This is a genomic window from Pseudarthrobacter sp. L19 (genome assembly GCF_050859435.1).
Lineage (GTDB): Bacteria > Actinomycetota > Actinomycetes > Actinomycetales > Micrococcaceae > Arthrobacter.
This window is the reverse complement of sequence record NZ_CP193935.1, coordinates 2,822,160-2,847,871: the sequence shown is the minus strand read 5'-3', so window position 1 is coordinate 2,847,871 and position 25,712 is coordinate 2,822,160. Positions and strand designations below refer to the sequence as shown.

Annotated in this window: 20 protein-coding genes and 3 pseudogenes; 7 read left to right on the top strand and 16 right to left on the bottom strand. The window is 69.5% G+C overall.

All coding sequences use genetic code 11. From position 1 onward, the window contains the following. Positions 1 to 34: 34 nt before the first annotated feature. From ACRQ5B_RS13620 to aspS, 3 genes are all read right to left on the bottom strand, one after another. Entirely contained in the window at positions 35 to 1,570 is a 1,536-nt protein-coding gene (locus ACRQ5B_RS13620) for a DUF222 domain-containing protein (RefSeq protein ID WP_432394716.1), read from the bottom strand. Positions 1,571 to 1,718: 148 nt separating this feature from the next. Further along, a complete protein-coding gene (locus ACRQ5B_RS13615) occupies positions 1,719 to 2,534 on the bottom strand; it encodes a GNAT family N-acetyltransferase (RefSeq protein WP_432394714.1) in 816 nt (271 codons plus the stop codon). A 105-nt stretch (positions 2,535 to 2,639) separates the two neighbouring features. Further along, positions 2,640 to 4,436, bottom strand: coding sequence for an aspartate--tRNA ligase (gene aspS, locus ACRQ5B_RS13610; protein ID WP_432394711.1), 1,797 nt, complete (start codon positions 4,434 to 4,436; stop codon positions 2,640 to 2,642). Positions 4,437 to 4,532: 96 nt separating this feature from the next. Between aspS and ACRQ5B_RS13605 the strand changes: the two genes are divergently transcribed. Further along, positions 4,533 to 5,816, top strand: a complete 1,284-nt coding sequence (locus ACRQ5B_RS13605) for an APC family permease (protein WP_432394708.1) — start codon at positions 4,533 to 4,535, stop codon at positions 5,814 to 5,816. A gap of 26 nt (positions 5,817 to 5,842) precedes the next feature. Here the strand turns inward: ACRQ5B_RS13605 and hisS are convergent, their stop codons facing one another. Next, the gene (gene hisS / locus ACRQ5B_RS13600) at positions 5,843 to 7,195 is read right to left on the bottom strand and encodes a histidine--tRNA ligase (protein WP_432394705.1); all 1,353 of its coding nucleotides are present in this window, start codon (positions 7,193 to 7,195) and stop codon (positions 5,843 to 5,845) included. A 150-nt stretch (positions 7,196 to 7,345) separates the two neighbouring features. Between hisS and ACRQ5B_RS13595 the strand changes: the two genes are divergently transcribed. From ACRQ5B_RS13595 to ACRQ5B_RS13585, 3 genes and pseudogenes are all read left to right on the top strand, one after another. Beyond that, on the top strand, positions 7,346 to 8,146 hold the full coding sequence (locus ACRQ5B_RS13595; RefSeq protein ID WP_432394702.1) for a peptidylprolyl isomerase: 801 nt from the start codon (positions 7,346 to 7,348) through the stop codon (positions 8,144 to 8,146). A 60-nt stretch (positions 8,147 to 8,206) separates the two neighbouring features. Further along, a pseudogene (locus ACRQ5B_RS13590) lies at positions 8,207 to 9,693 on the top strand (DUF349 domain-containing protein). Between the two features lie 111 nt (positions 9,694 to 9,804). Further along, on the top strand, positions 9,805 to 10,410 hold the full coding sequence (locus tag ACRQ5B_RS13585; protein WP_432394700.1) for a hypothetical protein: 606 nt from the start codon (positions 9,805 to 9,807) through the stop codon (positions 10,408 to 10,410). 23 nt (positions 10,411 to 10,433) lie between these two features. Here the strand turns inward: ACRQ5B_RS13585 and ACRQ5B_RS13580 are convergent, their stop codons facing one another. The 9 genes and pseudogenes from ACRQ5B_RS13580 to pdxT form a co-directional block, all read right to left on the bottom strand. Further along, positions 10,434 to 12,827, bottom strand: coding sequence for a RelA/SpoT family protein (locus ACRQ5B_RS13580; protein WP_377970353.1), 2,394 nt, complete (start codon positions 12,825 to 12,827; stop codon positions 10,434 to 10,436). A gap of 142 nt (positions 12,828 to 12,969) precedes the next feature. Next, on the bottom strand, positions 12,970 to 13,977 hold the full coding sequence (gene secF / locus ACRQ5B_RS13575; protein WP_432394697.1) for a protein translocase subunit SecF: 1,008 nt from the start codon (positions 13,975 to 13,977) through the stop codon (positions 12,970 to 12,972). Next, a pseudogene (gene secD, locus ACRQ5B_RS13570) lies at positions 13,978 to 15,752 on the bottom strand (protein translocase subunit SecD). Between the two features lie 106 nt (positions 15,753 to 15,858). Beyond that, positions 15,859 to 16,287 (bottom strand): preprotein translocase subunit YajC, encoded by a 429-nt coding sequence (gene yajC / locus ACRQ5B_RS13565; RefSeq protein ID WP_412883060.1) that lies wholly within the window; start codon positions 16,285 to 16,287, stop codon positions 15,859 to 15,861. Positions 16,288 to 16,498: 211 nt separating this feature from the next. Further along, positions 16,499 to 17,574 (bottom strand): annotated as a pseudogene (gene ruvB / locus ACRQ5B_RS13560) (Holliday junction branch migration DNA helicase RuvB). Beyond that, positions 17,567 to 18,211: a Holliday junction branch migration protein RuvA gene (gene ruvA, locus ACRQ5B_RS13555; RefSeq protein WP_432394694.1), complete on the bottom strand. Its 645-nt coding sequence runs from the start codon at positions 18,209 to 18,211 to the stop codon at positions 17,567 to 17,569. Before ruvA ends, ruvB begins: the two are co-directional and overlap by 8 nt. 67 nt (positions 18,212 to 18,278) lie before the next feature. Continuing rightward, positions 18,279 to 18,887, bottom strand: a complete 609-nt coding sequence (gene ruvC, locus ACRQ5B_RS13550; RefSeq protein WP_290257719.1) for a crossover junction endodeoxyribonuclease RuvC — start codon at positions 18,885 to 18,887, stop codon at positions 18,279 to 18,281. Next, complete coding sequence (locus tag ACRQ5B_RS13545) at positions 18,884 to 19,639, bottom strand: YebC/PmpR family DNA-binding transcriptional regulator (RefSeq protein WP_290257718.1); 756 nt, start codon at positions 19,637 to 19,639, stop codon at positions 18,884 to 18,886. Before ACRQ5B_RS13545 ends, ruvC begins: the two co-directional genes overlap by 4 nt. 3 nt (positions 19,640 to 19,642) lie before the next feature. Then, a complete protein-coding gene (pdxT, locus tag ACRQ5B_RS13540) occupies positions 19,643 to 20,344 on the bottom strand; it encodes a pyridoxal 5'-phosphate synthase glutaminase subunit PdxT (RefSeq protein WP_432394691.1) in 702 nt (233 codons plus the stop codon). 92 nt (positions 20,345 to 20,436) lie between these two features. On the opposite strand from pdxT, the gene ACRQ5B_RS13535 reads away from it, so the two are divergent. The 3 genes from ACRQ5B_RS13535 to ACRQ5B_RS13525 all read left to right on the top strand — a co-directional run bounded on the left by ACRQ5B_RS13535 (position 20,437) and on the right by ACRQ5B_RS13525 (position 23,019). Next, positions 20,437 to 21,741 (top strand): MurT ligase domain-containing protein, encoded by a 1,305-nt coding sequence (locus ACRQ5B_RS13535; protein WP_432394688.1) that lies wholly within the window; start codon positions 20,437 to 20,439, stop codon positions 21,739 to 21,741. Positions 21,742 to 21,853: 112 nt separating this feature from the next. Further along, a complete protein-coding gene (locus ACRQ5B_RS13530) occupies positions 21,854 to 22,531 on the top strand; it encodes a type 1 glutamine amidotransferase (protein WP_432398767.1) in 678 nt (225 codons plus the stop codon). A gap of 20 nt (positions 22,532 to 22,551) precedes the next feature. Continuing rightward, positions 22,552 to 23,019 carry a GNAT family N-acetyltransferase gene (locus ACRQ5B_RS13525; protein ID WP_432394685.1) on the top strand — a complete coding sequence of 156 codons (468 nt, stop codon included), beginning with the start codon at positions 22,552 to 22,554 and terminating at the stop codon, positions 23,017 to 23,019. A gap of 8 nt (positions 23,020 to 23,027) precedes the next feature. Here the strand turns inward: ACRQ5B_RS13525 and ACRQ5B_RS13520 are convergent, their stop codons facing one another. From ACRQ5B_RS13520 to ACRQ5B_RS13510, 3 genes are all read right to left on the bottom strand, one after another. Next, entirely contained in the window at positions 23,028 to 23,525 is a 498-nt protein-coding gene (locus tag ACRQ5B_RS13520) for an AAA family ATPase (RefSeq protein WP_432394682.1), read from the bottom strand. Beyond that, positions 23,522 to 24,169 carry an alpha/beta fold hydrolase gene (locus ACRQ5B_RS13515; protein ID WP_432394679.1) on the bottom strand — a complete coding sequence of 216 codons (648 nt, stop codon included), beginning with the start codon at positions 24,167 to 24,169 and terminating at the stop codon, positions 23,522 to 23,524. The genes ACRQ5B_RS13520 and ACRQ5B_RS13515 overlap by 4 nt, the downstream gene beginning before the upstream one ends. 253 nt (positions 24,170 to 24,422) lie before the next feature. Further along, complete coding sequence (locus ACRQ5B_RS13510) at positions 24,423 to 25,691, bottom strand: CapA family protein (protein ID WP_432394677.1); 1,269 nt, start codon at positions 25,689 to 25,691, stop codon at positions 24,423 to 24,425. Positions 25,692 to 25,712: the final 21 nt, after the last annotated feature.

The window sequence follows — 25,712 nt, the reverse complement described above, 5'->3', positions numbered from 1 at the left end:
GCTCTGGGAATCCAACCAGGGCGCATCGTCCGGTTCACCAGGCGGCCACTTGTCCCATTCCGGAAAAGGGTCTTCCAACAACCCTTGCAGCAGATTTACTCCGTGTTTTGGCCAAGGGTCCTGTGGAGCGCTCGCTTCGGCCTCCCACCCGTCCGCTTGGGGAGCTGCGCCACTCCACAGCCACGGCGGCCGGTGGCCACTGGGGTGGTTCCCAGTCCTGGTATTCGCTGGCGTACGTCCGGCCGGCGGGTGATGTCCACCCGGGCGGGTGGTTTGCCCCGGCGGCAGTCGGTGCCCAGGCGGTGGTGTGCTTCAAGCGATGGTGTTTGCGACAGGGCTGACCCAGGTTTCTGACGCCGGTGCCGCCGCCGTCGGCCCAGGCCAATAGGTGGTCGGCGTCGTTGTCCAGGGAAGCGTTGCTGCAGCCCGGAAATGGACACTTACCGTCGCGGAGTCTGAGCCACTGACGCATTGCCTTAGGAACGCGGTAGCTGGTCCGCCCGATCTCCAACGGGGCACCGTCGCGCGGATCGGTCAAGACCCGGCGAAACGAGTCGGCACCGTCCGCTATTAGTCGGCGGGCCATCGACGGTGGGACCGGCCCGTGTCCATCGAGAATGGCCGGTTCCTCGGTGGCGCCGAGCAGGGCCATCACGGGGACGGTTATCAGGACCTGCGCCCGCGGCGCCGGAACCTCCCCGGAGGACGGGGCGCCGGGTGCTCCATCCTCGGCAGTTCCTGGGCCGGTACCGCTGCTGAGCAGCCAGGTCGCTGCAACGTCAGCCCGGAGCTGCCCCAACGTCCGTTGCTCGTCCGGCGCCTGGAGGGTGCGGGCTGCAGCGGTGGTCCGCTCCCAGATGCCCGAAGCGGTGTCGGCGGGAAGGTAAGCCGACAGCCAGGCCATGCCGTCCCGGTCCGGGCAATATTCAACACGCCGGTTCTCGACGCCTTTGGCATGGCGGGTTTCGATGCTGACCGGGTGGTGGCGTTCGCGCCAGCTGCGTGCCTTGGCCCGGAACCGTCCCGGGACGAGTTCTCCGGCGGGACAACCGCGGGCGGGAGTGGGTGCATCCGGGTCCAGGAAATGGGCTTCCAGCGCCGCCGCGCCGGCCTGGTCAATGTTCGCGGTTTCGTCGACCATGATCCGTGCATGCTGCCAGGAAATCGTCCCGGCCCGCAGGGCGGCCAGGGTCAGTGGCAGCGCCGCTGTCAGCGCCCGGGCCTCAGAGATCAGGGCACCGGCGGCTCGCTCGCTGACGGTCAGGACGCAGGCGATCTCGGCAACAGTAGACATTTCCCGCGCCGTGCATTCCTGAGGGGACCGTGCCGGCGGCGCCAGAGCCTCGGCCGCTCGAGTGTAGTCCGCGATCAGCCGCACCTTCAGCGCCGCCATCCGGGCTTCCCACCGGGCAGACTCGGCCAGGGCGTTCAGACAGTCGTCGGCCAAGTTCCGCAGCGGGTCTGCGGAATCGACGCCGCCATCCAAACCCGCCGCCACCGCGTCGGCGGACCCGATGAGGGCCGTCAGGGCCTCACGGGTTTCAGCCGACAACGCTGTTGCGCCTTCCATAAGCCCACATTAGGTCCAGGCACTGACATTAAACGGCGGGCCAGGACGGCTGTCCGTTGGGTGCGAGAACCGGCGGCTGTCGGACGCGAGGACACGGAGGCAAGGCCAAATAACCCCCTGCAGACTGACCGTGGTCAGCGGTTAGTCGTCAGCAGCCGGTCAGGGCGCGGCGCGGGCGGTCCTGCCGGTAAAGGTAGCGGCCGGCCACGGAGAACCCGGCACGGGCGTAGAGCTCCCGCGCGCCGGCGTTGGCCGCCGTCACCAACAGCCAGCAGTCCCGTCGGCCCCGGGCCTCCGCCTCGCACAGGAGGGTCCGCAACACCCGCCCGGCATAGCCGTTGCGCCGGGCATCCGGCCGGGTGGCCATCCCGTAGATCCCGGCCGCTGTAGCAGCGGCCGCGTCGGCGTCGTCTACGGGGAGGGCCAGGCGTCCGACGGCGGCGGGCTCCCCGTGCTCGTCCCGCACCAGCGCGTACAGCGACGGGCAGCCCTCCAAAATGGTTCGGGCCACCGGCAGGTTCTCCGGGCCGCCCCGGCCGTCGACGCTCCACCAAAGCCGCAGCCATTCCTCCGAGGGGTGGTCCAGCACCTCCATATCCGACTCCGGAGCAGCCTCCGCGACTCCTTCCGCCGCATTGCCACTAACCTGGCGGGTCAGGATCAGCGTCTCGGACTGCCGGGTGAAGCCCTCGGCGTCGAGGAAGGCGTTCAGCGTCGCATGGCCGGGCCCCTCGAACACCTGGAAGATCAGCGGCAGGCGGCGGTCGCGGTACCAGCGCCGAGCCTCGGCCAGGGTCCTGCGCAGCGCCTCCGGGTCCTCCCCCGGCTCACGCGGCCAAACGGAATTGGCACGCTGGGTCACGCCGGAGGCGGCGCGCAACACCCAGCCGCCGGCCCCGGACCGCTCAGATGCCGGCCACGCGGCGTCCATCAGCCACTCCAGCCTCGGCACAAGCTCCGGCATCAACGGTCTCCTCCCGGCGGCATCGCTGCCAGCCCTCATTCCACTGAAAAGGCAGCAGCGGCTCCCCGGTGTCCCGGGAAACCGCTGCTGCCAGCATCCTAAAAGCTACTTGACGCCGTCGTTCTTCGGGGCCTCGGCCTTCTTGGCCTCGGGCTTGAAGTCGACCCCGGCCTCCTTGCGCTGCTGCGCCGTGATCGGCGCCGGGGCGGCGGTCAGCGGGTCGTAGCCGTTGCCGGTCTTCGGGAAGGCGATGACGTCGCGGATGGACTCGACGCCGGAGAGCAGAGCCACCACGCGGTCCCAGCCGAACGCGATGCCGCCGTGCGGGGGCGCGCCGAACTTGAAGCCCTCGAGCAGGAAGCCGAACTTCTCCTGAGCGTCCTCGTGGGAGAGGCCCATGACCTTGAAGACGCGCTCCTGCACGTCGCCCTGGTGGATACGGATGGAGCCGCCGCCGATTTCGTTGCCGTTGCAGACGATGTCGTAGGCGTAGGCCAGCGCCGTCTCCGGGTCGGCGTCAAAGGTGTCCATGAATTCGGGCTTGGGCGAGGTGAACGCGTGGTGCACGGCGGTCCACTGGCCCCCGCCGACGGCGACGTCACCGGAGGCGACGGCGGCCGCGGCCGGCTCGAACATGGGGGCGTCGACCACCCAGCAGAAGGCCCAGTCGGTCGGGTTGATCAGGCCGGTGCGGTGGCCGATCTCCACGCGCGCCGCGCCGAGCAGGGCCCGGGACGGGGTCTTCTCGCCGGCGGCGAAGAAGATGCAGTCGCCCGGCCTGGCGCCGACGGCGTCGGCCAGGCCGGCGCGCTCGGTCTCGTTCAGGTTCTTGGCCACCGGGCCGGCCAGTTCGCCGTCTTCCTTGAAGAGGACGTAGGCCAGGCCCTTGGCGCCGCGCTGCTTGGCCCATTCCTGCCAGCCGTCCAGGGTGCGGCGCGGCTGGGAGGCCCCGCCGGGCATGACGACGGCGCCGACGTAGGGGGCCTTGAAGACGCCGAAGCTGGTGTCCTTGAAGAACTCGGTCAGTTCGGTCAGCTCCTGGCCGAAGCGCAGGTCCGGCTTGTCCGAACCGTAACGGGCCATCGCGTCGTTGTAGGTGATGCGCTGGATGGGCGTCGGGATCTCGACGTCGATCAGCTTCCAGAGCGCCTTCACGATGCCCTCGCCGAGGCTGATGATGTCTTCCTGCTCGACGAAGCTGGCCTCGATGTCCAGCTGGGTGAACTCCGGCTGGCGGTCTGCGCGGAAGTCCTCGTCACGGTAGCAGCGGGCAATCTGGTAGTACTTCTCGAAGCCACCGACCTGCAGCAGCTGCTTGAACAGCTGCGGCGACTGCGGCAGCGCGTACCAGGAGCCGGGGGCGAGGCGCGCGGGGACCACGAAGTCGCGGGCGCCTTCCGGCGTCGAACGGGTCAGCGTCGGGGTTTCGATCTCGACGAAGCCTTCACCGTGCAGCAGCTCGCGGGCCACCCGGTTGGCCTCGGAGCGCAGGCGCAGGTTCCGGGCGGGGCCGGGGCGGCGCAGGTCCAGGTAGCGGTGCTTCAGGCGGGCTTCCTCGCCGACCTCGACGTGCTCGTCGATCTGGAACGGCAGCGGCTCGGAGGTGTTCAGGACGGTGACCGTCTCGGCGATGACCTCGATCTCGCCGGTGGCCAGAGCCGGGTTCTCGTTGCCCTCGGGGCGCTGGGAGACGGTGCCCGTGACCTGCAGGACGTACTCGTTGCGCAGGCCGTGGAAGACCTCTTCCTCACGGACGACGACCTGGGCGACGCCGGACGCGTCGCGCAGGTCCACGAATGCGACACCACCGTGGTCACGACGCCGGCCGACCCAGCCGGCGAGGGTTACGGTTTGTCCAATGTGCTCGGAGCGAAGGGATCCGAGGTCGTGTGTGCGCAGCACAGCTCGCCTTTCAGAAGGAAAACAGGGTGGTATTAAATGGGACCGCTACGGGAACGGTCCCGTCCGAGTTTACCCGTTGGAGAGGCCACCCCCGCCATGGCGCAAGCAATCCCCGAACCCGCCCGGCTGCAGCGCCGCCTGGGCGTGGTCGATTCGACGGCGATCGGCCTGGGGTCAATGCTCGGCGCCGGCGTCTTCGTCGTCTTCTCCCCCGCCGCGGCCCTCGCCGGACCCTGGCTGCTCGTGGCGGTGGCGGTGGCCGGCGTGGTGGCGTACTGCAATGCGGTGGCGTCGGCCCAGCTGGCGGCCCGGTACCCGTCCAGCGGCGGCACCTATGTGTACGGGCGGCAGCGGCTGGGTGAGTGGCCGGGCTTTCTGGCCGGCTGGGGTTTCGTGACGGGGAAGACTGCCTCCTGCGCGGCGATGGCCCTGACCTTCGGGCACTACGTGGCGCCGGGACTCGCTACACCGCTGGCGGTGGACGCCGTCGTCGTCCTGACCGGTGTGAACCTGCTGGGCATCACCCGCACCGCGCTGGTGACCAAGATCCTGCTGGCAGTGGTGCTGGCCACCCTGGCGCTGGTGGCCGTCGCGGCGGCCGCCGGGCCGCACGCCGGCGGCTTTACGGACTTCGGCGCCGGCCGGGACATCGGGGAGGCCTCGGCCTGGGGCGTGCTGCCCGCGGCGGGGCTGATCTTCTTCGCGTTCGCCGGATACGCCCGGATCGCAACCCTGGGCGAAGAGGTCAAGGATCCCGCCACCACCATTCCCCGCGCCATCCTCGGCGCGCTGGGCGGGGCGTTCGTGATCTACCTCGGCCTCGCCGCACTTCTGCAGTGGCAGCTGCCGGCCGGGCAGCTGGCCCGCTCGACGGCGCCGCTGCTGGACGCCGTCGCCGCCTCGCCGCTGCATGAGTTCGCGCCGGTGGTGCAGTTCGGCTCCGCTGCGGCGTGCCTGGGTGCGCTGCTGGCCCTGATCACCGGCGTTGGCCGGACCACCCTGGCTATGGCACGCGAGCGGGACCTGCCGCCGGTGCTGGCGCGGGTGGGCGGCGGCCACGCGGTCCCGTTCGTCGCCGAACTGACGGTCGCGGCGGTGGTGATCGGGCTGCTGCTGACCTCGAACGTGCTGACCGTCGTCGGGTTCTCCAGCTTCGGCGTGCTGGTCTACTACGCGGTGACCAACGCGGCCGCCTTCACACTTCCCGAACGGGCGTGGCACGCGCCGCGCTGGCTGAACGTGCTGGGCTTCGCCGGCTGCCTGGTGCTGGCGGCCACCCTGCCGGTGGCATCCGTGTCCGTCATGGCGGCCCTACTGGCCGCCGGCGTCGTAGTCCGGCTCCTGGTGCTGCGCCGCCGGGGACGCGCCGCCGGGGCCTAGACCCCGGCGGCCCTCAGCGGAAGGACCTAGGCGCGGCTGACCGTCACGTGCAGATCCTCGTCCGCGGGGGTCCAGGTGGCGGGGTCCGCGTCGACCTGCTCGCCGCTGCGGATGTCCTTGACCTGGTGCTTGCCGTCGTCGTCGGTGAACCAGACGAACGGGATGCCGCGGCGGTCGGCGAACTTGATCTGCTTGCCGAATTTCTCGGCCTTCGCCGCGACCTCCGTGGCGATGCCGCGGGTGCGCAGCTGGGCGGCGACGTCCTGCGCGGCGCCCCAGCTCTCGTCCGCGTTCAGCGCCACCAGCACGGCGGTGGGAACGGAGCGGGAGGCCTTCGCGAGGTCCTGGCTGAGGATCCGCGAGACCAGGCGGGTGACGCCGATGGAGAGGCCGACGCCGGGGAACGTACGGTTGCCCTTGCTGGCGAGGGCGTCGTAGCGGCCGCCGGAGCAGATGGAGCCGAGCTGTTCGTGGCCCACCAGGACGGTCTCGACGACGGTGCCGGTGTAGTAATCCAGGCCGCGGGCGATGCTGAGGTCCGCGACCACCTTGCCGGGCGCGCGCTGCACGGCGGCGGAGATGACCTGTTCGAGTTCGCTCAGGCCCTCCTCGAGGAGGTCGTTGCTGACGCCGAGGGCACGGACCTGCTCCACGAAACCGGTGTCGGGGGTGCGGATCGAGGCCAGGGCCAGGGCGGCGCGGGCCTGCTCCTCGGTGGCGCCGAGCTCGGTCTTCAGCAGTTCGGCGACCTTGTCGGATCCGATCTTTTCCAGCTTGTCGATGCTGCGCAGCACGCCGGCGGTGTCGGTCAGCCCGATGCCGGTGTAGAAGCCCTCGGCGAGCTTGCGGTTGTTGATCCGGAGCAGGAAGTCGGGGATCGGCAGGGCGCTGAGGGCCTCGGCGATGACCAGCGCGATTTCGACATCGTAGCGGAACGGCAGCGTCCCGTCACCGACGATGTCGATGTCCGCCTGGGTGAACTCGCGGGCGCGGCCCTCCTGCGGGCGCTCGCCCCGCCAGACCTTCTGGATCTGGTAGCGGCGGAATGGGAAGGCGAGGTAGCCGGCGTTCTCCACCACGTAGCGGGCGAAGGGGACAGTCAGGTCGAAGTGCAGGGCCAGGGCGTTGGGATCCGTCTTGGCGGTCGCCGCGGAGGCCGGGTCGGCGTCGTCGTCCTGCAGGCGGCTGAGGCCGTAGACCTCCTTGTCGATCTCGCCCTTGCGCAGGAGCTGTCCCACGGTTTCCACGGCGCGCGTTTCGATCGAGGAGAAGCCGTGCAGCTCGAAGGTCTTCCGGAGCGTGTCCAGGACATGGAGTTCCACCAACCGCTCCTCGGGAAGCCACTCGGGGAATCCGGACAGGGAGGCGGTGCGTGCCATGGTGGAATTTTCTCCTCTGGTGACGACGGCGGATCCGGCTGCCGCGGCGTCGCCCGCGGACCGACCAGTCGTGCATAAACTGTGTGCGGCAGTCAGTTTATGCTTTTTCCCGCACGTATCCGTACTTGCGGCCCGACCCCAGGAGGACTTTTGGCGGCGAGTTCACGCAGTGCCCGCGAGGCAAAGCGGCGCGTCCATCAGATGGAGGCCAAGCGCGAGCTGCGCCGGCACCAGGACAAGCGCCGGAAGCGTGACAACATCATCGCCGGCGCCGCCGGTGGCGCCGCGCTGGTGCTGGCCCTGGTCCTGCAGCTGACCGTCTTCGCCAGCAACCCCACCGAGGACGAGTTCAAGGCCGCCGAGGCCGGCCTGAGCACCCCGTCGGCGACGCCGACCCCGGCCGCCAGCAACGGCGAAAACATCCCCAAGCCGCAGACCGCTGCGGGGAAGACCTTCACCGGCGACCTCAAGCTGAACCGCGGCACCCTGGGCGTGGAACTGGACGGGACCAAGGCCCCGCAGGCCGCCGCCGTGTTCAAGTCCCTGGCGGACCAGAACTTCTACGCCGGCGTCAGCTGCCACCGCCTGACCACGGCCGACTCCTTCGGCGTGCTCCAGTGCGGGTCCAAGACCGGCGACGGCGCCAGCGATCCCGCCTACACGTGGGGCCCCCTGGAGAACACGCCCACAGACAACAAGTACCCGGCCGGAACCATCGCGGTGGCCCGCACCGGTAACAACGCCTACGGCAACGGGACACAGTTCTTCATCGTCTACAAGGACACCGTGATTCCGGCCGACTCGGCCGGCGGCTACACCGTGGTGGGCAAGGTGACCTCGGGCCTGGATGTGGTCTCCGGGATCGCTGCGGCCGGCATCAAGCCCGGCACCAGCGCCACGGACGGCGCGCCGGTGGAACCAGTCACGATAGACTCGTTCTCTCTGAAGTAACCAGCCGTGCTCCCGGAGCATCGGTCCCGGTATTTCCCTCCAAGCGAAAGACTTCTAGCGGTGACAGACAGTCAGAAATCCGACGAAACAGTGGCAGCAGCTGCCAGCGAGACCGAATCCGGCGCGCCGGTGACGGAACAGGCCCCCGCGGCGGAAGCCCCCTCGGCTCCGACTCCGGCGGACGCCCCCGGCCGGCCGCGCGCCCTGCTCCCTCCCCCGCCGCCTTCGCGGCACGGCCCAAGGCAGCGCCGTCGCCGGCTGCTCCCGCCGTCGCCGCAGCCGCCCCGAGCACCTCGGCCGCCGAGGCCGCCCGCTGGGGCCGGGTGGAGGGTGACGGCCACGTCTTCCTCACCATCGACGGCGCCGAGCACCCCGTGGGCCAGTACCCCGGTGTGAGCGACGACGAGGCGCTGGCGTACTTCGCCCGCAAGTACGACGACGTCGTGGCCCAGATCGTCCTGCTGGAACAGCGCGTCGCATCCAAGGCTCCCGCCGCGGACATGCAGAAGACCGTGACCCACCTGCGCGAGCAGCTGGCCGAGCGGAACATGGTGGGCGACCTGCGCGCCGCCGAGGGCCGCCTGGACACACTCTCCGGCCAGATCACCGAGCTGGAGAAATCCGAGAAGGCCGAGCACGACGCCGTCCGCGCCGCCGAGCTCGCCGCCCGCGAGGCGATCGTCGCCGAGGCCGAGCAGATCTCCGCGCAGGATCCGTCCCAGGTGCAGTGGAAGACTTCCAGCGCCCGGATGAACGAGCTGTTCGAGAACTGGAAGACCGCCCAGAAGAGCGGCGTCCGGCTCGGCCGCAGCAACGAGGACGCCCTGTGGAAGCGGTTCCGTGCCGCGCGCACCGTCTTCGACCGGCACCGCCGCGCCTACTTCTCCCAGCTGGACAGCAACAACTCCGCCGCCAAGGCAGCGAAAGAGAAGCTGATCGTCGAGGCCGAGACGCTCTCCTCCTCGACCGACTGGGGCTACGCCGCCGGCGAGTACCGCCGCCTGATGGACCAGTGGAAGGCCGCCCCGCGCGCCAGCCGCAAAGACGACGACGCCCTCTGGGCACGCTTCCGCGCCGCCCAGGACGTGTTCTTCACGAACCGGCAGGCCGCCAACGAGGAAATCGACCAGGAATACGGTGCGAATCTCGTGGTGAAGGAGGCGCTCCTGGCCGAGGCCAACGAGCTGCTGCCGATCACGGACCTCGCCGCCGCCAAGAAGGCACTGCAGTCGATCCGTGACCGCTGGGAGGAAGCCGGCAAGGTTCCCCGCGCCGACATGGGCCGCATCGAGGCCGGTCTCCGCAAGGTCGAGGACGCCGTCCGGCACGCCGAAGACGAGAACTGGAAGCGCTCCAACCCGGAGACCAAGGCCCGCACCAACAGCGCGCTCTCGCAGCTGGAATCGGCCATCGCCGGTCTGAAGGAGGACCTCGCCAAGGCCGAGAAGGCCGGGGACGAGCGGAAGATCAAGGACGCCCGGGAGGCCCTCGAGGCCCGCCAGGCGTGGCTGGAACAGCTGGAGCGCTCCGCGAGCGAACTCTCCTAATACCCCCCGGGCCGAGCGGCCCGAACAGGTGTTGCCCGGGCCTCGGCCCCGTTATCCACATGACGGGACCGGGGCCTGTTCCATGCCCGGGGTCCGCGGCACGATGGCTCAATGACCCTTCCGCCGGTCCCCTCCGTCCCCTCGGGGCTCGACCCGCCCGTGCTGTACTCGCCGGGGCCGCTCTTCTCGTGGGCGGAGCTGCAGGCCATGGCGGCCGACGGCGTGCTGGCGCGGATCTCCCAGCGCGGCTTCCTGCCGCCCGGGGCCACGGCCACCCCGCAGCTCCGCGCGCGGGCGGCGGCGGCGCTGATCCCGGCCGCTATCCGGCAGCGGGTGGTGGCCGGCCGGATGACGGCGGCCTGGATCTATGGCTGCGCCGGGGAGCCGGACCGGCTGGCGCTCCTGGTGGACGCCAACCGGCGCATCTCCAGCCTCCGCGGTGCCCGGGGCTGCAGCTTCCACGAGACTCGGCTCGGGACCATGGATGTGGTGAGCCTGGGCGGGCTGATGGTCTCCAGCCCGCTGCGCACCGCCGTCGACATCGCCCTGCACGTCAGGCCCGAACACGCCGTTCCCGCGCTCACCGCGCTGCTGGCCGCGCCGGACCTCCCCGTACGCCTGAACCTGCTGGTCCGGGCGGTCGAGGCCGTGCCGCGGCTGCCGTACAAGAACTCGGCCCTCGCGGTGTTGGAACGGGTGCGGGAGGGCAGTGGGTAGCCGGTGAGGGCTAGCTTCCGGGGCTAGCTGCGGCGGCGGTTGCCGGTGGTGCGGTAGACGTCGAAGACCCCGTCGATCCGGCGGACGGCGCTGAGCACGTGGCTCAGGTACTTCGGATCGCCCATCTCGAAGGCGAACTTGGAGATCGCCACCCGGTCGGTGGATGTGTGGACGCTGGCGGCGAGGATGTTCACGTGGTTCTCCGAGAGCACCCGGGTGACGTCGGAGAGCAGCGACTTGCGGTCCAGCGCCTCGACCTGGATCTCCACGAGGAACACGCTCGACTGGGTGGGTGCCCACTCGACCTCGACGATCCGGTCCGGCTGGTCCATCAGCCCGGAGACGTTGGTGCAGTCCGTGCGGTGGACAGAGACACCGGAGCCGCGCGTGACGAAGCCCAGGATCGGGTCCGGCGGCACCGGGGTGCAGCAGCGGGCCAGCTTTACCCAGACGTCGTCCACGCCGCGGACCACGACGCCGGAATCGGAGTACCGCGTCTTGGAAACCTGGGCCGGAATGGAGACCTCGGTGAGGTCGTCCTCGGGCGTGTCGTTGCCGCCCAGGCTCTCGACGAGGCGTTCCATCACCGACTGGGCGGAGGTGTGTCCGTCGCCCACGCCGGCGTAGAGGCCGGAGATGTCCGTGTACTTGAAGTCCTCGGCGATCGCGGCGAGGGCGTCGTGGGTCATCAGGCGCTGCAGCGGCAGGTTCTGCTTGCGCATCGCCTTGGTGAGCAGGTCCTTGCCGCGATCGATTGCCTCTTCGCGGCGTTCCTTACTGAACCACTGGCGGATCTTGTTCCGGGCCCGGGCGCTCTTGACGAAGTGCTGCCAGTCCTGGCTGGGGCCGGCGCCTTCGGCCTTGGAGGTGAAGATCTCCACCCAGTCGCCGTGGTTGAGTTCGCTGTTGAGCGGGACGAGCTTGCCGTTGACGCGGGCGCCGATCGTCCGGTGGCCCACCTCGGTGTGCACGGCGTAGGCGAAGTCCACCGGGGTGGATCCGGCGGGCAGGGCCATGACCTCACCCTTGGGGGTGAAGACGAAGACCTCGCGGGCGTTGATCTCGAAGCGCAGGGAGTCCAGGAACTCGCCCGGGTCAGAGGTTTCCTGCTGCCAGTCCACGAGGGAGCGCAGCCAGCCCATGTCGCCGTCGCGCGGGCTTCCGGGGCCGGCCGCCGTGCGGTTGGGCTGATCCTTGTACTTCCAGTGTGCGGCGACACCATACTCGGCCCGGCGGTGCATCTCGTGCGTGCGGATCTGGATTTCCACCGGCTTGCCGCCGGGGCCGATCACCGTGGTGTGCAGCGACTGGTACATGTTGAACTTCGGCATCGCGATGTAGTCCTTGAACCGGCCGGGCAGCGGGTTCCAGCGGGAGTGCATCGCGCCGAGGGCGGCGTAGCAGTCGCGGACCGAGTCGACCAGGACGCGGACGCCCATGAGGTCGTTGATGTCGTCGAAGTCCTTATCGCGGACGATCATCTTCTGGTAGATCGAGTAGTAGTGCTTGGGCCGGCCGGTGATGGTGGCCTTGATCTTGGCCGCTCGCAGGTCCTCGGTGATCTGGTTGCGGATGACCGCCAGGTTCTTCTCGCGTTCGGGGGTGCGCTCCCCCACCATGCGCACGATCTCCTCGTACACCTTGGGATAGAGCGCGGCGAAGGAGAGGTCCTCGAGTTCCCACTTGATGGTGTTCATGCCGAGGCGGTGGGCCAACGGCGCGAAGATTTCCAGGGTCTCGCGGGCCTTCTTGGCCGAGGACTCCGCGGAGACGAAACGCCAGGTGCGGGCGTTGTGCAGCCGGTCCGCGAGCTTGATCATGAGGACACGGATGTCCTTGGCCATGGCCACGACCATCTTCCGGACGGTCTCGGACTGTGCGGCCTCGCCGAAGCTGACCTTGTCCAGCTTGGTGACGCCGTCCACCAGCATGGCCACCTCGGGACCGAACTCGCCCTTGAGGTCATCGAGGGTGTAGGAGGTGTCCTCCACCGTGTCGTGCAGCAGTGCGGCGGCGAGGGTGGTGCCGTTCATGCCGAGCTCGGCCAGGATGGTCGCCACCGCCACGGGGTGGGTGATGTACGGGTCCCCACTCTTGCGCTTCTGGCCGCGGTGGCAGCGTTCGGCCACCACGAAGGCCCGCTGGATCAGTTCGAAGTCGTCCTTGGGGTTGTTGGCGCGGACGGTGCGCAGCAACGGTTCCAGGATCGGAGAGTAGGCGGGGGTGCCGCGGCCGGTGAGGCGGGCCAGGCGGGAGCGGGTGCGTTCGCGCCGGCCGGGGAAGGTGGGCCGGGTTCCGGTGTTGTCGACGGGCACGGCCGCGTCGGGGCGTCCGGGAGCGGCCACGCCGGTCTGTGATCCCTGGCCGTGGGCCTCTTCCGCCGGTACTGCAGGCGCCGACGTCGAACGTTCTTCCAAGAAAACAACCTCTTCCAACCCGTTAATTATTCAAGTGTATTCCCGCGGGGAGACAGTTCGATAACCGGCGCGAACGGCCGACGGGCCGGAGAGCGTCCTGGACGTTCTCCGGCCCGTCGGGCGGTGCTGCTGTGGTGGCCTGTCAGGCCGTCGCGGCGGCGGTCTTGGCGGCGTTGTCCGCCCGGCGCTGCTGCACCCGCTTGGCCTGCTTGACCAGGTCCGGCTCCCCCTGACGCAGCCACGCATAGAGCGGGGCGGCGACAAAGATGGTCGCTGCGGTGCCGATCAGGATGCCCACGAAGAGGGCGAGCGACAGGTCGCGCAGGGTGCCGGCGCCGAGGAGCCCGGCCCCAATGAACAGAATCGCGCCGACCGGCAGGATCGCCACCATCATGGTGTTGATGGAGCGGACCAGGGTCTGGTTGACGGCCAGGTTGACCTCTTCGGCGAAGGTCCGCCGGGTGGAGGCCTGCAGGTCCGCGGTGTTCTCGCGGATCTTGTCGAATACCACCACGGTGTCGTACAGCGAGTAGCTGAGGACGGTGAGGAAGCCGATGATCGCGGACGGGGTGACCTCGAAGTCGCTGAGCGAGTACACGCCGGCGGTGATGAACATCGTCGCCGCCATGCCGGCCAGGGCGGAGAGGGACATCTTCCAGGTCCGGAAGTACAGCGCCATCAGCACCGCGGCGAGGCCGACGAAGACGGCCAGGCCGAGCAGGGCCTGCTGGGTCACGTCAGCACCCCAGGTGGGGCCGACGAAGGTGGAGGTCACCTCGTTGTCGGTCACGCCGTAGGCCTTGGTCAGGCCGTCCTTGATCTTCAGCGTCTCGTCGTCGGTGAGCTTGTCGGTCTGGATCCGCATGGTGTTGCCGGCGACGTTGGCCACGCGCGGCAGGCTGCCGGAGACGACATCCTGCACCGCCTTCTCGCCGAGGCCCGGGTCGCGGTCCTTGACGTTGGAGACGGTGAACTCGGAGCCACCGCGGAACTCGATGCCGAGGTTGAAGCCGCCCTTGACCACCGGGAGGAGGATCGAGAGCGCAACGGCGGCCGCGGCGATCAGGAACCAGATCTTCTTGGACCCGACGAAGTCGTAGGAGCGCTTGCCGGTGTAGAGCTCGTTACCGAATGTAGCGAAGCTGGCCATTTACTTTCCCTCCTTGGACGAGTTCTTGCCGGAGCCGGCGAGCTGGCTTTGGTCCGCCTGCCCCTGCCGTTCCGCGAGACGCCGTTCTGCGATCGTCATGCGCCGTTCGGCTTCGGCCGCGGCCTTGGTGTTCTTGGCGCGTACGACGGCGACCGGCTTGTCCTCGGGGGTCCGGATCCGGCCCGCGCCGCGGTACAGCGGCACCGCGCCGAGGCGCTTGGGGTCCAGGCCAGAGAAGGTGTGGCCCTCGCCGAAGAACTTGGTCCGGGCCAGGAGCTGCAGCGTCGGGTGGGTGAACATGAAGACGACGATCAGGTCGGCAATCGCGGTCAGGCCCAGCGTGAAGGCGAAGCCGCGGACGTTGCCGACGGCGACGAAGTACAGCACCAGGGCGGCCAGCAGGTTCACGGCCTTGGAGGCCAGCACGGTCCGCTTGGCGCGCTTCCAGCCGTTCTCCACGGCCGAGACCAGGCCGCGGCCCTCACGCAGTTCGTCGCGGATGCGTTCGAAGTAGACGATGAAGGAGTCGGCGGTCTGGCCGATGGCCACGATGATGCCGGCGACGCCGGCCAGGGACAGGCGGTAGTTCTCCGTCCAGCCCAGGATCGCGATGGCGAGGTACGTAAGGGCACCGGCGACGACGAGCGAGGCGACGGTGACGAAGCCGAGGGCCCGGTACTGGAACAGCGAGTACACGACCACGAGGAGCAGGCCGATGAGGCCGGCGAGCATGCCCATGCGGAGCTGTTCCCCGCCGAGGGTGGCGGAGATCTGCTGCTCGCTCTGGATGTCGAAGCTGATCGGCAAGGCGCCGAAGCGCAGCTGGTCGGAGAGGGCCTTGGCGGACTGTTCGGTAAAGCCGCCGGTGATCTGCGGGCGTCCGTCAGTGATGACGGCCTGCGACCGCGGGGCGGAGATGACCTGGTCGTCCAGGACGATCGCGAACTGGGACTTCGGGTCCGAGCCGGTGGCGCCGCCGGCGGCGACGTAGAACTGGTTCAGCCGCTCGGTGACGGTCTTGAACTTGGCGGTGCCCTGGTCGTTGAACTGGATGTCGACGGCCCACTCGTTGGTGACGGCGCCCTGGGCGCCGCGTTGGAGCTGGAAGGACGAGGTCTTGATGTCCGAGCCCTTCACCTCCACCGGGCCGAGGATGTACTTCACCGCGGGCTTGCCGTCCGCGGCGGGCTCGCAGGTGACCAGCGGCTTGGCCGGGTCGGAGCGTTCCTGCTTGTCCTGGGACGGGTTGTCGCAGTCGAGCGCCTCGAACTTCTTGTAGACGTCGGCGGTGACCCAGTTCTCGTCACTGCTGTTCGCGGGAGCGGCGGTGGGCTTGGGCAGCTTGTCGTCGGGGGTGCGCTGGGCTTCGGGCACTGCCGCGCCCGCGCCGGCCTGGATGACCGGGCGGAAGTTCATGTCCGCGGAGGCCTGGATCAGGGCCCGGGTTTCCTTGGAGGGGTACCCGGGAGGCTGACGACGACGTTGCGTCCGGACTGGGTGGAGATTTCGGCCTCGGCGACACCGGAGCCGTCCACGCGCTGGCGGATGATCGCCACGGCCTGGTTGAGCTGGTCTTCGTTGATGCCCGTGTTGCCCTCGACCTTGGGCGCCAGGATCATCTGGGTGCCGCCTTCGAGGTCCAGGGCGAGCTTGGGTGCCCAGCTGGCCTGTCCGGCCATGGTGCCGCCGGCCAGGACTGCGGTCAGGGCGACGAGGATAACGCCAAGCCAGACCAGCACCCTGCGGGCTGAGTTTTTAGGGCCAGTTCGTGCCATTGTCGATCTTTCTATTGTTTACGGAAGAACCGCCGGCGCAGACCTCTCAGGCCCGCACCGGCGGATGCCCGCGCACCGTAATTCCGCGGGTAGCTCAGGAGGCAGACTAGCTGTCTTTCCTGTTCTCATCGTTCAGGCGGCGCAGGGTTTCCTCCGGCGTTTCGGCGCGCGGGGCCTCCGCGGCAGGGGCTGCACCGGTGACGCCGGCGTCGTGGGTGTCGGCCTTGCCGAGGGTGAGCGAGGAGGCGTCGTCGGGAACCACGGTGGACTCCTCGGCGGCGGCGACCGGCTCGACGATCTTGGTCACGGCCTGGCGGTGGACCGTGGCGGTGTTGCCCGGGGACAGTTCCAGGACAACCTTGTTCTCGGCGTCATCGATGGAGACGATGCGGCCGAACAGGCCGAAGCTGGTCATCACGTCAACGCCGGGTCCGAACTTCGACTGGAGCTGTGCCTGCTGCTGCTGCGTCTTCTTGTTGCGGCGGAACATCATGAAGACGAACACGCCAAGCATGACGAACAGGAGAATTGTCATTGGATCCAAGGGGAAAGTTCCGTTCTGTACTTGCAAGCTGGTTTCACAGCACCGTCAGCTTCGTCCCTGGCCACGCGGCGCACGGCCCGGCAGCAAACCCATGCCGGCCAGCGGCGGCTGGCGGGAGCCGCCCTGCGGAAACGAAGGCCCGAACGTGCCGAGCGTCATACCAGTCTAAAGGGAAAACGCCCAGGGCGAGTGCTATTGCCGGTTACGGATGGGTTGCGGCCGGTTCCCCGCCGGCGCCGTCTTCCTCGAAGAGGTCCAGCGGTTCCTGGCCGAAGACCCCGGCGGGAACCGCGAAACCCAGGTGGGTCCAGGCGGGGGCGAGGGCGATCCGTCCGCGCGGGGTGCGGCCCAGCAGGCCCTCCCGGACCAGGTAGGGCTCGGCGACGGTTTCGACGGTCTCGGTTTCCTCGCCGACGGCGATTGCCAGCGTGGACAGGCCCACGGGGCCGCCGCCGAACTTGGTGATCAGCGCCTCCAGGACGGCGCGGTCCAGCCGGTCCAGGCCGCGCTTGTCCACCTCGTACATGTCCAGGGCGGCGGAGGCGCTGCGGGCGTCGATTTGCTCCACGCCGTGCACCAGCGCCCAGTCGCGCACCCGGCGCAGCAGCCGGTTGGCGATGCGGGGTGTACCGCGGGAGCGTCCGGCGATCTCGCTGAACCCGGCCGAGTTGACCTTCAGGTCCAGCAGGCCGGCGGAGCGGCGGAGCACCAGTTCCAGTTCCTCGACGGCGTAGAACTCGAGGTGGCCGGTGAAGCCGAAGCGGTCGCGCAGCGGACCGGGCAGCAGGCCGGCTCGGGTGGTGGCTCCGACCAGGGTGAACGGCGGCAGTTCCAGCGGGATGGCGGTGGCGCCGGCCCCCTTGCCGACGACGATGTCGACGCGGAAGTCCTCCATGGCCATGTACAGCATTTCCTCGGCGGGACGGGACATGCGGTGGATCTCGTCCAGGAACAGCACCTCGCCCTCGGAGAGCGAGGACAGGATGGCGGCCAGGTCGCCGGCGTGCTGGATGGCTGGGCCGCTGCTGATCCGCAGCGGGGCGTTCATTTCCGCGGCGATGATCATGGAGAGGGTTGTCTTGCCCAGGCCGGGAGGGCCGGAGAGGAGCACATGGTCGGCGCTGCGGCCGCGAATGCGGGAGGCCTCGAGGACCAGGGAGAGCTGTTTGCGGACCCGGTGCTGGCCGACGAAGTCGTGGAGGTTCTTGGGCCGGAGCGCCGCCTCGATGGCGCGTTCTTCGGGTTCCTCTCCCCGGCGACGAGGGACGGCTCAGCCACGGGTGCCTACCCGGTTCCCGGCGCGGGCGCCGTCCTGGCCCAGCCAGCGCAGCGTTGCGCGGAGGATCTCGGCGACGTTGCCGCGCTCGGCCAGTTCCGGGGAGTCGGCCATGGATTTGTCGATGCTGCTGGTGGCGTCCTTCTCGGACCAGCCGAGGCTGGTCATGGCCGCCACAACCTGCGGCTTCCACACGGCCTCGACCGAGCGTACCGGGGCGGCGGCGTCTGCGGTGCCGTGCGGGACGAGCTTGCCGGCGAGTTCGAGGACGATGCGGCCGGCGACCTTGGGGCCGATGCCGGGCACCTTGGTGAACGCCTTGCCGTCGCCGGAGTGCGCAGCGACGCGGATGGCCTCGGGGTCGTGGACGGCGAGGACGGCCAGCGCCAGCCGGGGCCCGACGCCGCTGACGCTGAGCAGGATGTCGAAGACCTCGCGCTCGTCGTCGCTGGCGAAGCCGAAGAGGGTAAGCGAGTCTTCGCGGACGATGAGGGAGGTGAAGACCTTGCCCTCCTCGCCGACGTGGAGCTTGCTGAGGGTCTGCGGTGTGGCGTAGACGCTCATGCCGGCACCGTTGAGGTCGATCACCGCCGAGGAGAGGCCGACGTGCGCAACGGTTCCGCGGAGAAAACTGATCAAGGCCTGGCTCCTGAGTTATCCGAACATATCTACGAATACCGTACCAAGCGGGCGGAGGTTTGGCCCGTTACTTGGCGGCACGGCGCGCTTTGAGCTCCGCGTCGGCCCAGGCACGCTGCGCCGGGGTGAGCGCCGAGCGGGACGCGGCGGCCGCCGTCGGTATCCGCGCGCTGGCCGCACCGGCCGCGGCGACTCCCCCGCCGGAGCGCCACGCGTGCGTGATGGCCAGGGCCAGGGCGTCGGCGGCGTCGGCCGGTCGCGGCGGGGCGTCCAGGCGCAGGATCTTGGTGACCAGCTTGGTTACGGCGTCCTTGTTGGAGGTTCCGCTGCCGGTCACGGCCGCCTTGACCTCCGAGGGGGTGTGCAGGGCCACCGGGATGCCGCGCCGGGCCGCGGCGGCGATGACGACGCCGGAGGCCTGGGCGACGCCCATCACGGTGCTGACGTTGAGCTGGGAGAAGACCCGCTCAACGGCCAAAACCTGCGGCTGGTACTTGTCCAGCCACTCGTCGATGGCGGTGGCGATCACCAGCAGCCGCTGGTCCAGGCTTTCCTCCGGTGAGGTGCCGACGACGCCGAAGTCCACCATGGTGGCGCGCCGGTTCCGTTCGACGTCCACGACGCCGATCCCGCAGCGGGTGAGGCCGGGGTCGACGCCGAGGACGCGAAGGGTCACTCGGCTTCCAGGGCGGCCTGTACTTCGTCGCTGAGGTCGGCGTTGCTGTAGACGTTCTGGACGTCGTCGAGGTCCTCGAGGGCGTCGACGAGCTTCATGAACTTCTTGGCCGCCTCGAGGTCCAGCGGGACCTGCATGGAGGGCACGAACTCGGCCTCGTCGGTGTCGTATTCGATCCCGGCTTCCTTGAGCGCATCGCGGATGGCCTGCAGGTCGGTCGGCTCGGAGTGGATCTCGAAGCTCTCGCCGTTGTCCTTGACCTCTTCGGCGCCGGCGTCGAGGACGGCCATCAGCACGTCGTCCTCGGTGAGGCCGTTCTTGGGCAGGGACACGACGCCCTTGCGGGTGAAGAGGTAGCTGACGGAGCCGGGGTCGGCGATGGTTCCGCCGTTGCGGGAGATGGCCAGGCGGACCTCGGAGGCGGCACGGTTCTTGTTGTCAGTGAGGCACTCGATCAGCAGGGCGGAACCCTGCGGGCCGCGGCATTCGTACATGATCTCGGTGTAGTCCACGACCTCGCCGGTAAGGCCGGCGCCGCGCTTGATGGCGCGGTCGATGTTGTCGTTGGGGACCGAGGTCTTCTTGGCCTTGGTGACGGCCAGTTCCAGGCCGGGGTTGCCGGCGAGGTCCGGTCCGCCCATCCGGGCGGCGACTTCGATGTTCTTGATCAGCTTGGCGAACGACTTGGCCCGTCGGCTATCGATGATGGCCTTTTTGTGCTTGGTCGTCGCCCATTTGGAGTGGCCTGACATGCTTTACGCTTCTCCTCTGATCATTCGAATAAACAGTTCATGCACGCGCTTTTCCCCTGTCACTTCCGGGTGGAAGGAGGTGGCCAGCAGCTTGCCGGAACGCACTGCAACAATTCTAGCGGCCCCGTCCAGCACGCCGGAGGCTCCGGCGCCGGCGGGTTCCACCCGGGCGAGGACCTCCACGCCGGGTCCCACGCGTTCCACCCATGGGCCGCGGATGAACACGGCGTGCACGGGGGCGACGCCGGTGTCCCGGGCGCTGAACTCCAGTCCCTTGAACTCCAGGTCCGTTTCAAAGGATTCCCGCTGCCGGCCGAAAGCGTTCCGCCGGACGGTCATGTCCAGGCCGCCGAAGGTCTGCTGCGGATTCCCGGCGAGATCGGTAGCCGGGTCGGTGAGGTCGTCCGCCAGCAGGATCATGCCGGCGCAGGAGCCGTAGACCGGCAGGCCGTCGCGGATCCGGCCGACAAGGGGCTCGCGGAGTTCGAAGGCACGGGAGAGCTTGTCGATGGTGGTCGATTCACCGCCGGGAATGATGAGTCCGTCCAGGCCGTCGAGTTCGGCGGGCCGGCGGACGCCGACGCCGGTGGCTCCGGCGGCTTCCACCGCGCGCAGGTGCTCGCGGAAGTCGCCCTGGAGCGCCAGGACGCCGATGCGCAGGCCCAAGCCCACGCTGGAGCCGGGCGGGAAGAGTGGGGAGGTCATCCTGCCAGCATAGTGCGGCCGTCCGCCGCGGGCCGCACCGGGCGGGGCCGCCGGGCCGGGTTCTATGCCGCGGCTGGGATATATTACAAGGCATGCTCTACTTCAGCGTCCCGCTCGGCAAGCTCGTCCGCCGGGTCTCCCGGCTCAGGGGTGGAGGCTCCGCCCTTCCCGGCCTGGTGGTCGAGAAAATCGACTCCGGCTTCATGCAGAGGACGCTGGCCACGCTGCCGCTCGGCGTCGCCGTCGTCAGCGGAACGAACGGCAAGACCACCACCACCAAGATGGTCGTGGAGCTGCTCGAGAGCCAGGGCCTGAAGGTCTTCACCAACCGCACCGGCAGCAACTTCACCCGCGGCGTCGCCGCCGCACTTCTCGGCGAGGTGGACTGGCGCGGCCGGCTCGACGCCGACATTGCGGTGCTGGAACTCGACGAAGCCCACGCGGTGCACTTCGTCAACAAGGTCCCGCCGCGCTACTGTTTGCTGCTCAACGTCCTCCGAGACCAGCTGGACCGGTTCGGCGAAATCGACAAGACCGCGGACCTGTTGCAGCACATCGCCTCGAAGACCACCGGGACCGTCGTGTTGAACCGCGAGGATCCGCGGGTGGCCCGGATCGCCGTCAGCCTCGCCGCCCCGGCCGCGGGCGGGCCGGAGGTCCGCTACTTCGGGCTGGACGACTCGCTGCTGAGCACCTTCCCCAACGACGACGACATGCGCTCCGCCCCGGGCAGCCCGGTCCCGGACGCTCCCGCGAAGCCGGCCGCCGACGTCGTCCTCCGCCGCGTGGGCCCGGCCGACGCCGACTTCGACTACGACGGCGCCACCGTCTCGACGCCGATGAAACTGCGCGGCGTCTACAACATCTTCAACGCCGCCGCGGCCCTGACCCTGGCCCGTGCCATCGCCGCCGTCCGCGGCACCGCCACGGACCACGCCGGCCTGCTCAAGGCCCTGGGCAACGTCGCGCCGGCGTTCGGCCGCGGCGAGAGCCTGGTGGTGGACGGCCTGCCGCTGGACCTGGTGCTCGTCAAGAACCCGAGCGGCTTCCGGCTGGGGCTCAAGTCCTTCCCGGCCGCGGGCTACGCAACGATGATCGCGATCAACGACAACTACGCGGACGGCCGCGACATGTCCTGGCTCTGGGACGTCGAGTTCGACACCCTCCGCGAGGGCGGCGTGGACCAGCTGACCGGCTCCCGCGCCTACGACATGGCCCTGCGCCTGCAGTACGACGACGTCGCCATCGGTGCGGTCGACACTGAGATCGCTCCGGCCCTGGCCGCGTTCATCCGCGGCGCCAAGGACCGGCCGAAGCGGATCTTCTGCACCTACACAGCCATGCTGGCCATCCGCCGCGAGCTCTCCAAAATCACCACAGTGGAGGTGGTCTCGTGACCCCGGAAACCGGTCCGCAGCACGAACTCTCCCACGGCCACGAGCTTCCCCGGAGGAACCCGCCGCGCCCAGCAAGGGCACCATCCGGGTGCTGCAGCTCTACCCGCGCGACATGAACATCTACGGCGACTGGGGCAACGCCCTGGTCCTGGCGCAGCGGCTGCGCTGGCACGGCTACACCCCCGAACTGCTCGAATACAACGTGGGCGACGACTTCCCCGCGAACGTGGACCTGATCGTCGGCGGGGGCGGCCAGGACAGCGGCCAGCTGGTGATCCAGGACGACCTGCTGTCCCGGGAAACGGTGCTGCGCGAACTCGCCGAAGCCGGCACCCCGATGCTGGTCATCTGCGGGCTCTACCAGTTGTTCGGCAAGTTCTTCCGGACCCGGACCGGCTCGGTCATCCCCGGGATCGGCATCCTGGACGTCGAGACCAACGGCACGGATGAGCGGCTGATCGGCAACGTCAGCGTCTCCTCCCCCGAGTTCGGGACCGTGCTGGGCTACGAGAACCACAGCGGCCAGACCACCCTGGGTCCCGGCGTCGAACCCCTGGGCACCACCGCCAAGGGCACCGGCAACAACAGCGGCGACGGCCACGAGGGCGCCCGGTACCGGAACATCGTGGCGAGCTACCTCCACGGCTCGCTGCTGCCGAAGAACCCGGCGCTGGCCGACTTCCTGATCAAGACCGCGGTGGAACGCAAGTACGGCAGCTTCACGCCGGGCACCCCGGACGACCGGTACGCCGTCCTGGCCCGCGAGCACGCCGCCCGCCGGCCGCGCTAGGGACCGCCCCGGAACCGGCCATGATCAGCTACGCCCCGGACGCGCCGGACCGCGCGGACGTACGGACCCTGCTCGAGGAACACCTGGCGGACATGTTCGCGACCTCGCCGGCCGAGAGCGTCCACGCGCTCGACGTCGGCGCCCTCGCCGGACCCGCAATCAGCTTCTGGACCGCCCGCGAAGACGGCACCCTGCTTGGCTGCGGCGCCATCAAGGACCTCGGCGCGGGCGGGGCGGAAATCAAGTCGATGCGGACCGCCCGGGACGCCCGCGGACGCGGCGTCGCCGGCGGCCTGCTGGGGCGGCTCCTCGCCGAGGCCCGGGAGCGGGGCTTCGGCCGGGTCAGCCTGGAAACCGGTTCCCAGGACTACTTCGCGGCGGCACGCAGGCTCTACCTGCGCCACGGTTTCACGGTCTGTCCACCGTTCGCCCACTACAGCGCCGACCCTAACAGCGTGTTCATGACACTGGAGCTGTCGGAGGGCTAGGCCGGCCCTTACCGGGCCGGGACCCTGTGAATCCGCAGCCCCTCGGTTTCCGAGGGCTCCTCGAAGAGTCCTGCGAGGTGCCGGACGCCGTCTTCCGTCAAGGCATGCGAGCCCGGTTCTGCGGCCAGCGTCCGATGCCGGGTTTGCTCGATGGCGGTGTTCAAGGGCGTTGTGACATGGTGCAGAAGGACAGCGAAACCGGCCGCGCGGGCGTTCTGATGCCAGGTTGCCCGCCGCGCCCGGCTCCACTGGTTCCAGTCGAGGACCACATCGGCCCCCGCCCGCAACACCTGCAGGGCCGTGTCCCAGATCAGGCCCTTGCACGTCTCCGCCCGGCTGCCATAGTCCTCCGTGGCATAGTGCAGGCCCGGATAGAGGAGCAGCATCCATTCGTCCAGGCTGAAACGGACGGCCGGCAGGGATACTTCAAGCTCGCGGGCCAGGGTTGTCTTACCGGAACCGTTGAGGCCGCACAGCAGGTGCACCGTCGGCGGGGCAGAGATCACGCTTCCCCGTCGCGGAGCAGGCGCGCGAACTCGGCCGGGCGGCTGGCGGGCCACCAGTGGCCGCCGTCGGCCCGAACGACCGTGAGGTCATCGATCCAACCGTCCAGGTCTTCGGCCAGGTGGGGCGAGAGGTAGGCGTCGCGCAGGGGCACCACCACCTGCACCGGGATGTGCACCTGCCGGGTTGCCCCCGGCGGCCGGCCCGTGCGGGCGCCGCGGCCGAAGAGATTGCTCCGGTAGAGGGCGAGGCCCCGGACGGGGTTGTCCCCCAGCGGCCGGTGCGCGGCCTGCTCGAAGCGGCGGGTCAGCACCAGCCGCCATGCCGCCTCCGGCAGGACGGGCAGCTGGAACGCCATCAGATACCAGCTGCGGAGCAACTGCCCGCCCAACTTGCCCCACTCACGCGGACGCCGGATCCTGGCTTTGATCCAGCGGGAGAGGTGGTCCATGTCGGGCCCGGAGATGCTGGTGTAGCGGCCGATCACCCCGGCGGCGCGCGGATCCCTGATCACGGCCCAGCCCTGGATGGAGCCCCAGTCGTGGCCCACCAGGTGGACGGTTCCGACGTCGACGGCGGCGAGGACGGCGAAGGCGTCGTCCACCAGTGCGGCCAGCGAGTAGCCTGCGCCGTCCCCAGCGTCCACGCGGGACTCCCCGCGTTGCGGGTGTCATAGGCGATCATGTGATGCGTCCCGGCAAGCTCGGCGATCACGGGCAGGAACACCTGGTGGTCGTCGGGATAGCCGTGGATCAGAAACAGGCTCGGCACGCCCGGCCCTGGCTCCCGGCCATACTCGAAGACAGCCAGCCGCGCGGCGCCCTGCCGGACCTCCCGCCGTCGTCCCTGCGGGGTTCCCTGCCCTGCCGCCGCGAATCCTGCCCCTTCGTCGGTCATGGCTACTTCTCCTTGGTGATCAGCAGTTCGTGGGCGCCGGCCGTCGCTGCTCCCATTGATTCGACCACCGTCTTGGTGCGCTGGCGGGTGGCGGCGTCAGCGGCGGGACCGGCGCATGGGCCCTGCGGGGCGTCGGCGGCCACCGAGCACCAGCGGTACGGGCCGCGGACGATCACCGACGGCGCCCAGGCCAGGTCCGAGGCCGTCCACTTCCCCGCCGCGTCCTGGTTGAACTGCGCCCGGACCAGGAGGCCCTCGTTATTCACGACGTACGTTGGCGAGAGTTCCGTGATGCCGTTGCCGAGCCCGTAGACGATCCAGGTGCCCTTGTACTGTTCGATGGGCAGCACCGAGTGGGTGTGGTGGCCGTAGATCATGGTGAACTGGCCGCTGTCCACCAGCGCGTGGGCGGCGTCGCGCTGTTCGGCGTTCGGAACGCTGGCGTACTCCTCGCCGGCGTGCATCACGCCCAGCACGATGTCGGCACCTTGGGCGCGGGCCTTCTTCGCCTTGGCGATCATGGCGGCCGGATCCAGCATGTCCACCTGCCAGGCGTACTCGGGGGTCTGGCCATTGAGGCCGTAGGCGCCCTCGATGACGGCGATCTTGGCGGCGGCGGTCTGCAGGATGAGCACGCCCTGCGAGTCCGCCTCGGTGCGGTAGGACCCGGTGTGCTGCAGGCCGGCCGCGTCCAGGGCGTCCAGGGTGCGGACCAGGCCGGCGGTGCCCCGGTCGATGGTGTGGTTGCTGGCCGTGGTGCAGGCCTGGTATCCGACCTGCTGGGCGGCGGTGATGATCTGCGGCGGGACGTTGAAGGAGGGGTAGGCGGAGAAGGGGCCGGTGGGCCCGGCCACCGGGGTTTCCTGGTGGCAGATGGCCAGGTCCGCCTTCGCGATGTAGCGGCGCTGGCCCTCCAGCAGCGGCCCGAAGTCCAGGCCCTTGGCCCCGGCGGCCAGCGCGTCGGCGCGGGCCTGGTCCCAGAGCTGGGCGTGGACCAGCATGTCGCCGGTGACCAGCACGGACGTGCAGCGGACGGCGGCGCAGGCGGGTCCCTTCCCGGGCGTCGGGGTGGGGGTCGGCGTCGGGCTGGGCGACGACGACGACGGCGCGCCCGGCGACTGCGCGGATGCTGTGGCGCCGGCGTTCGCGGTCCCGGCGGCGTCCCCGTCCGGTCGGGCCAGCACCCCGCAGGAGCTCAGCGTGGCAGCGACGACGAACGAGAGCAGGGCGGCGGCGACGCGGGCCGGGCGCGAAAGATGTGGAGTCCCCATGGCCACATCGTACGGGCCGGA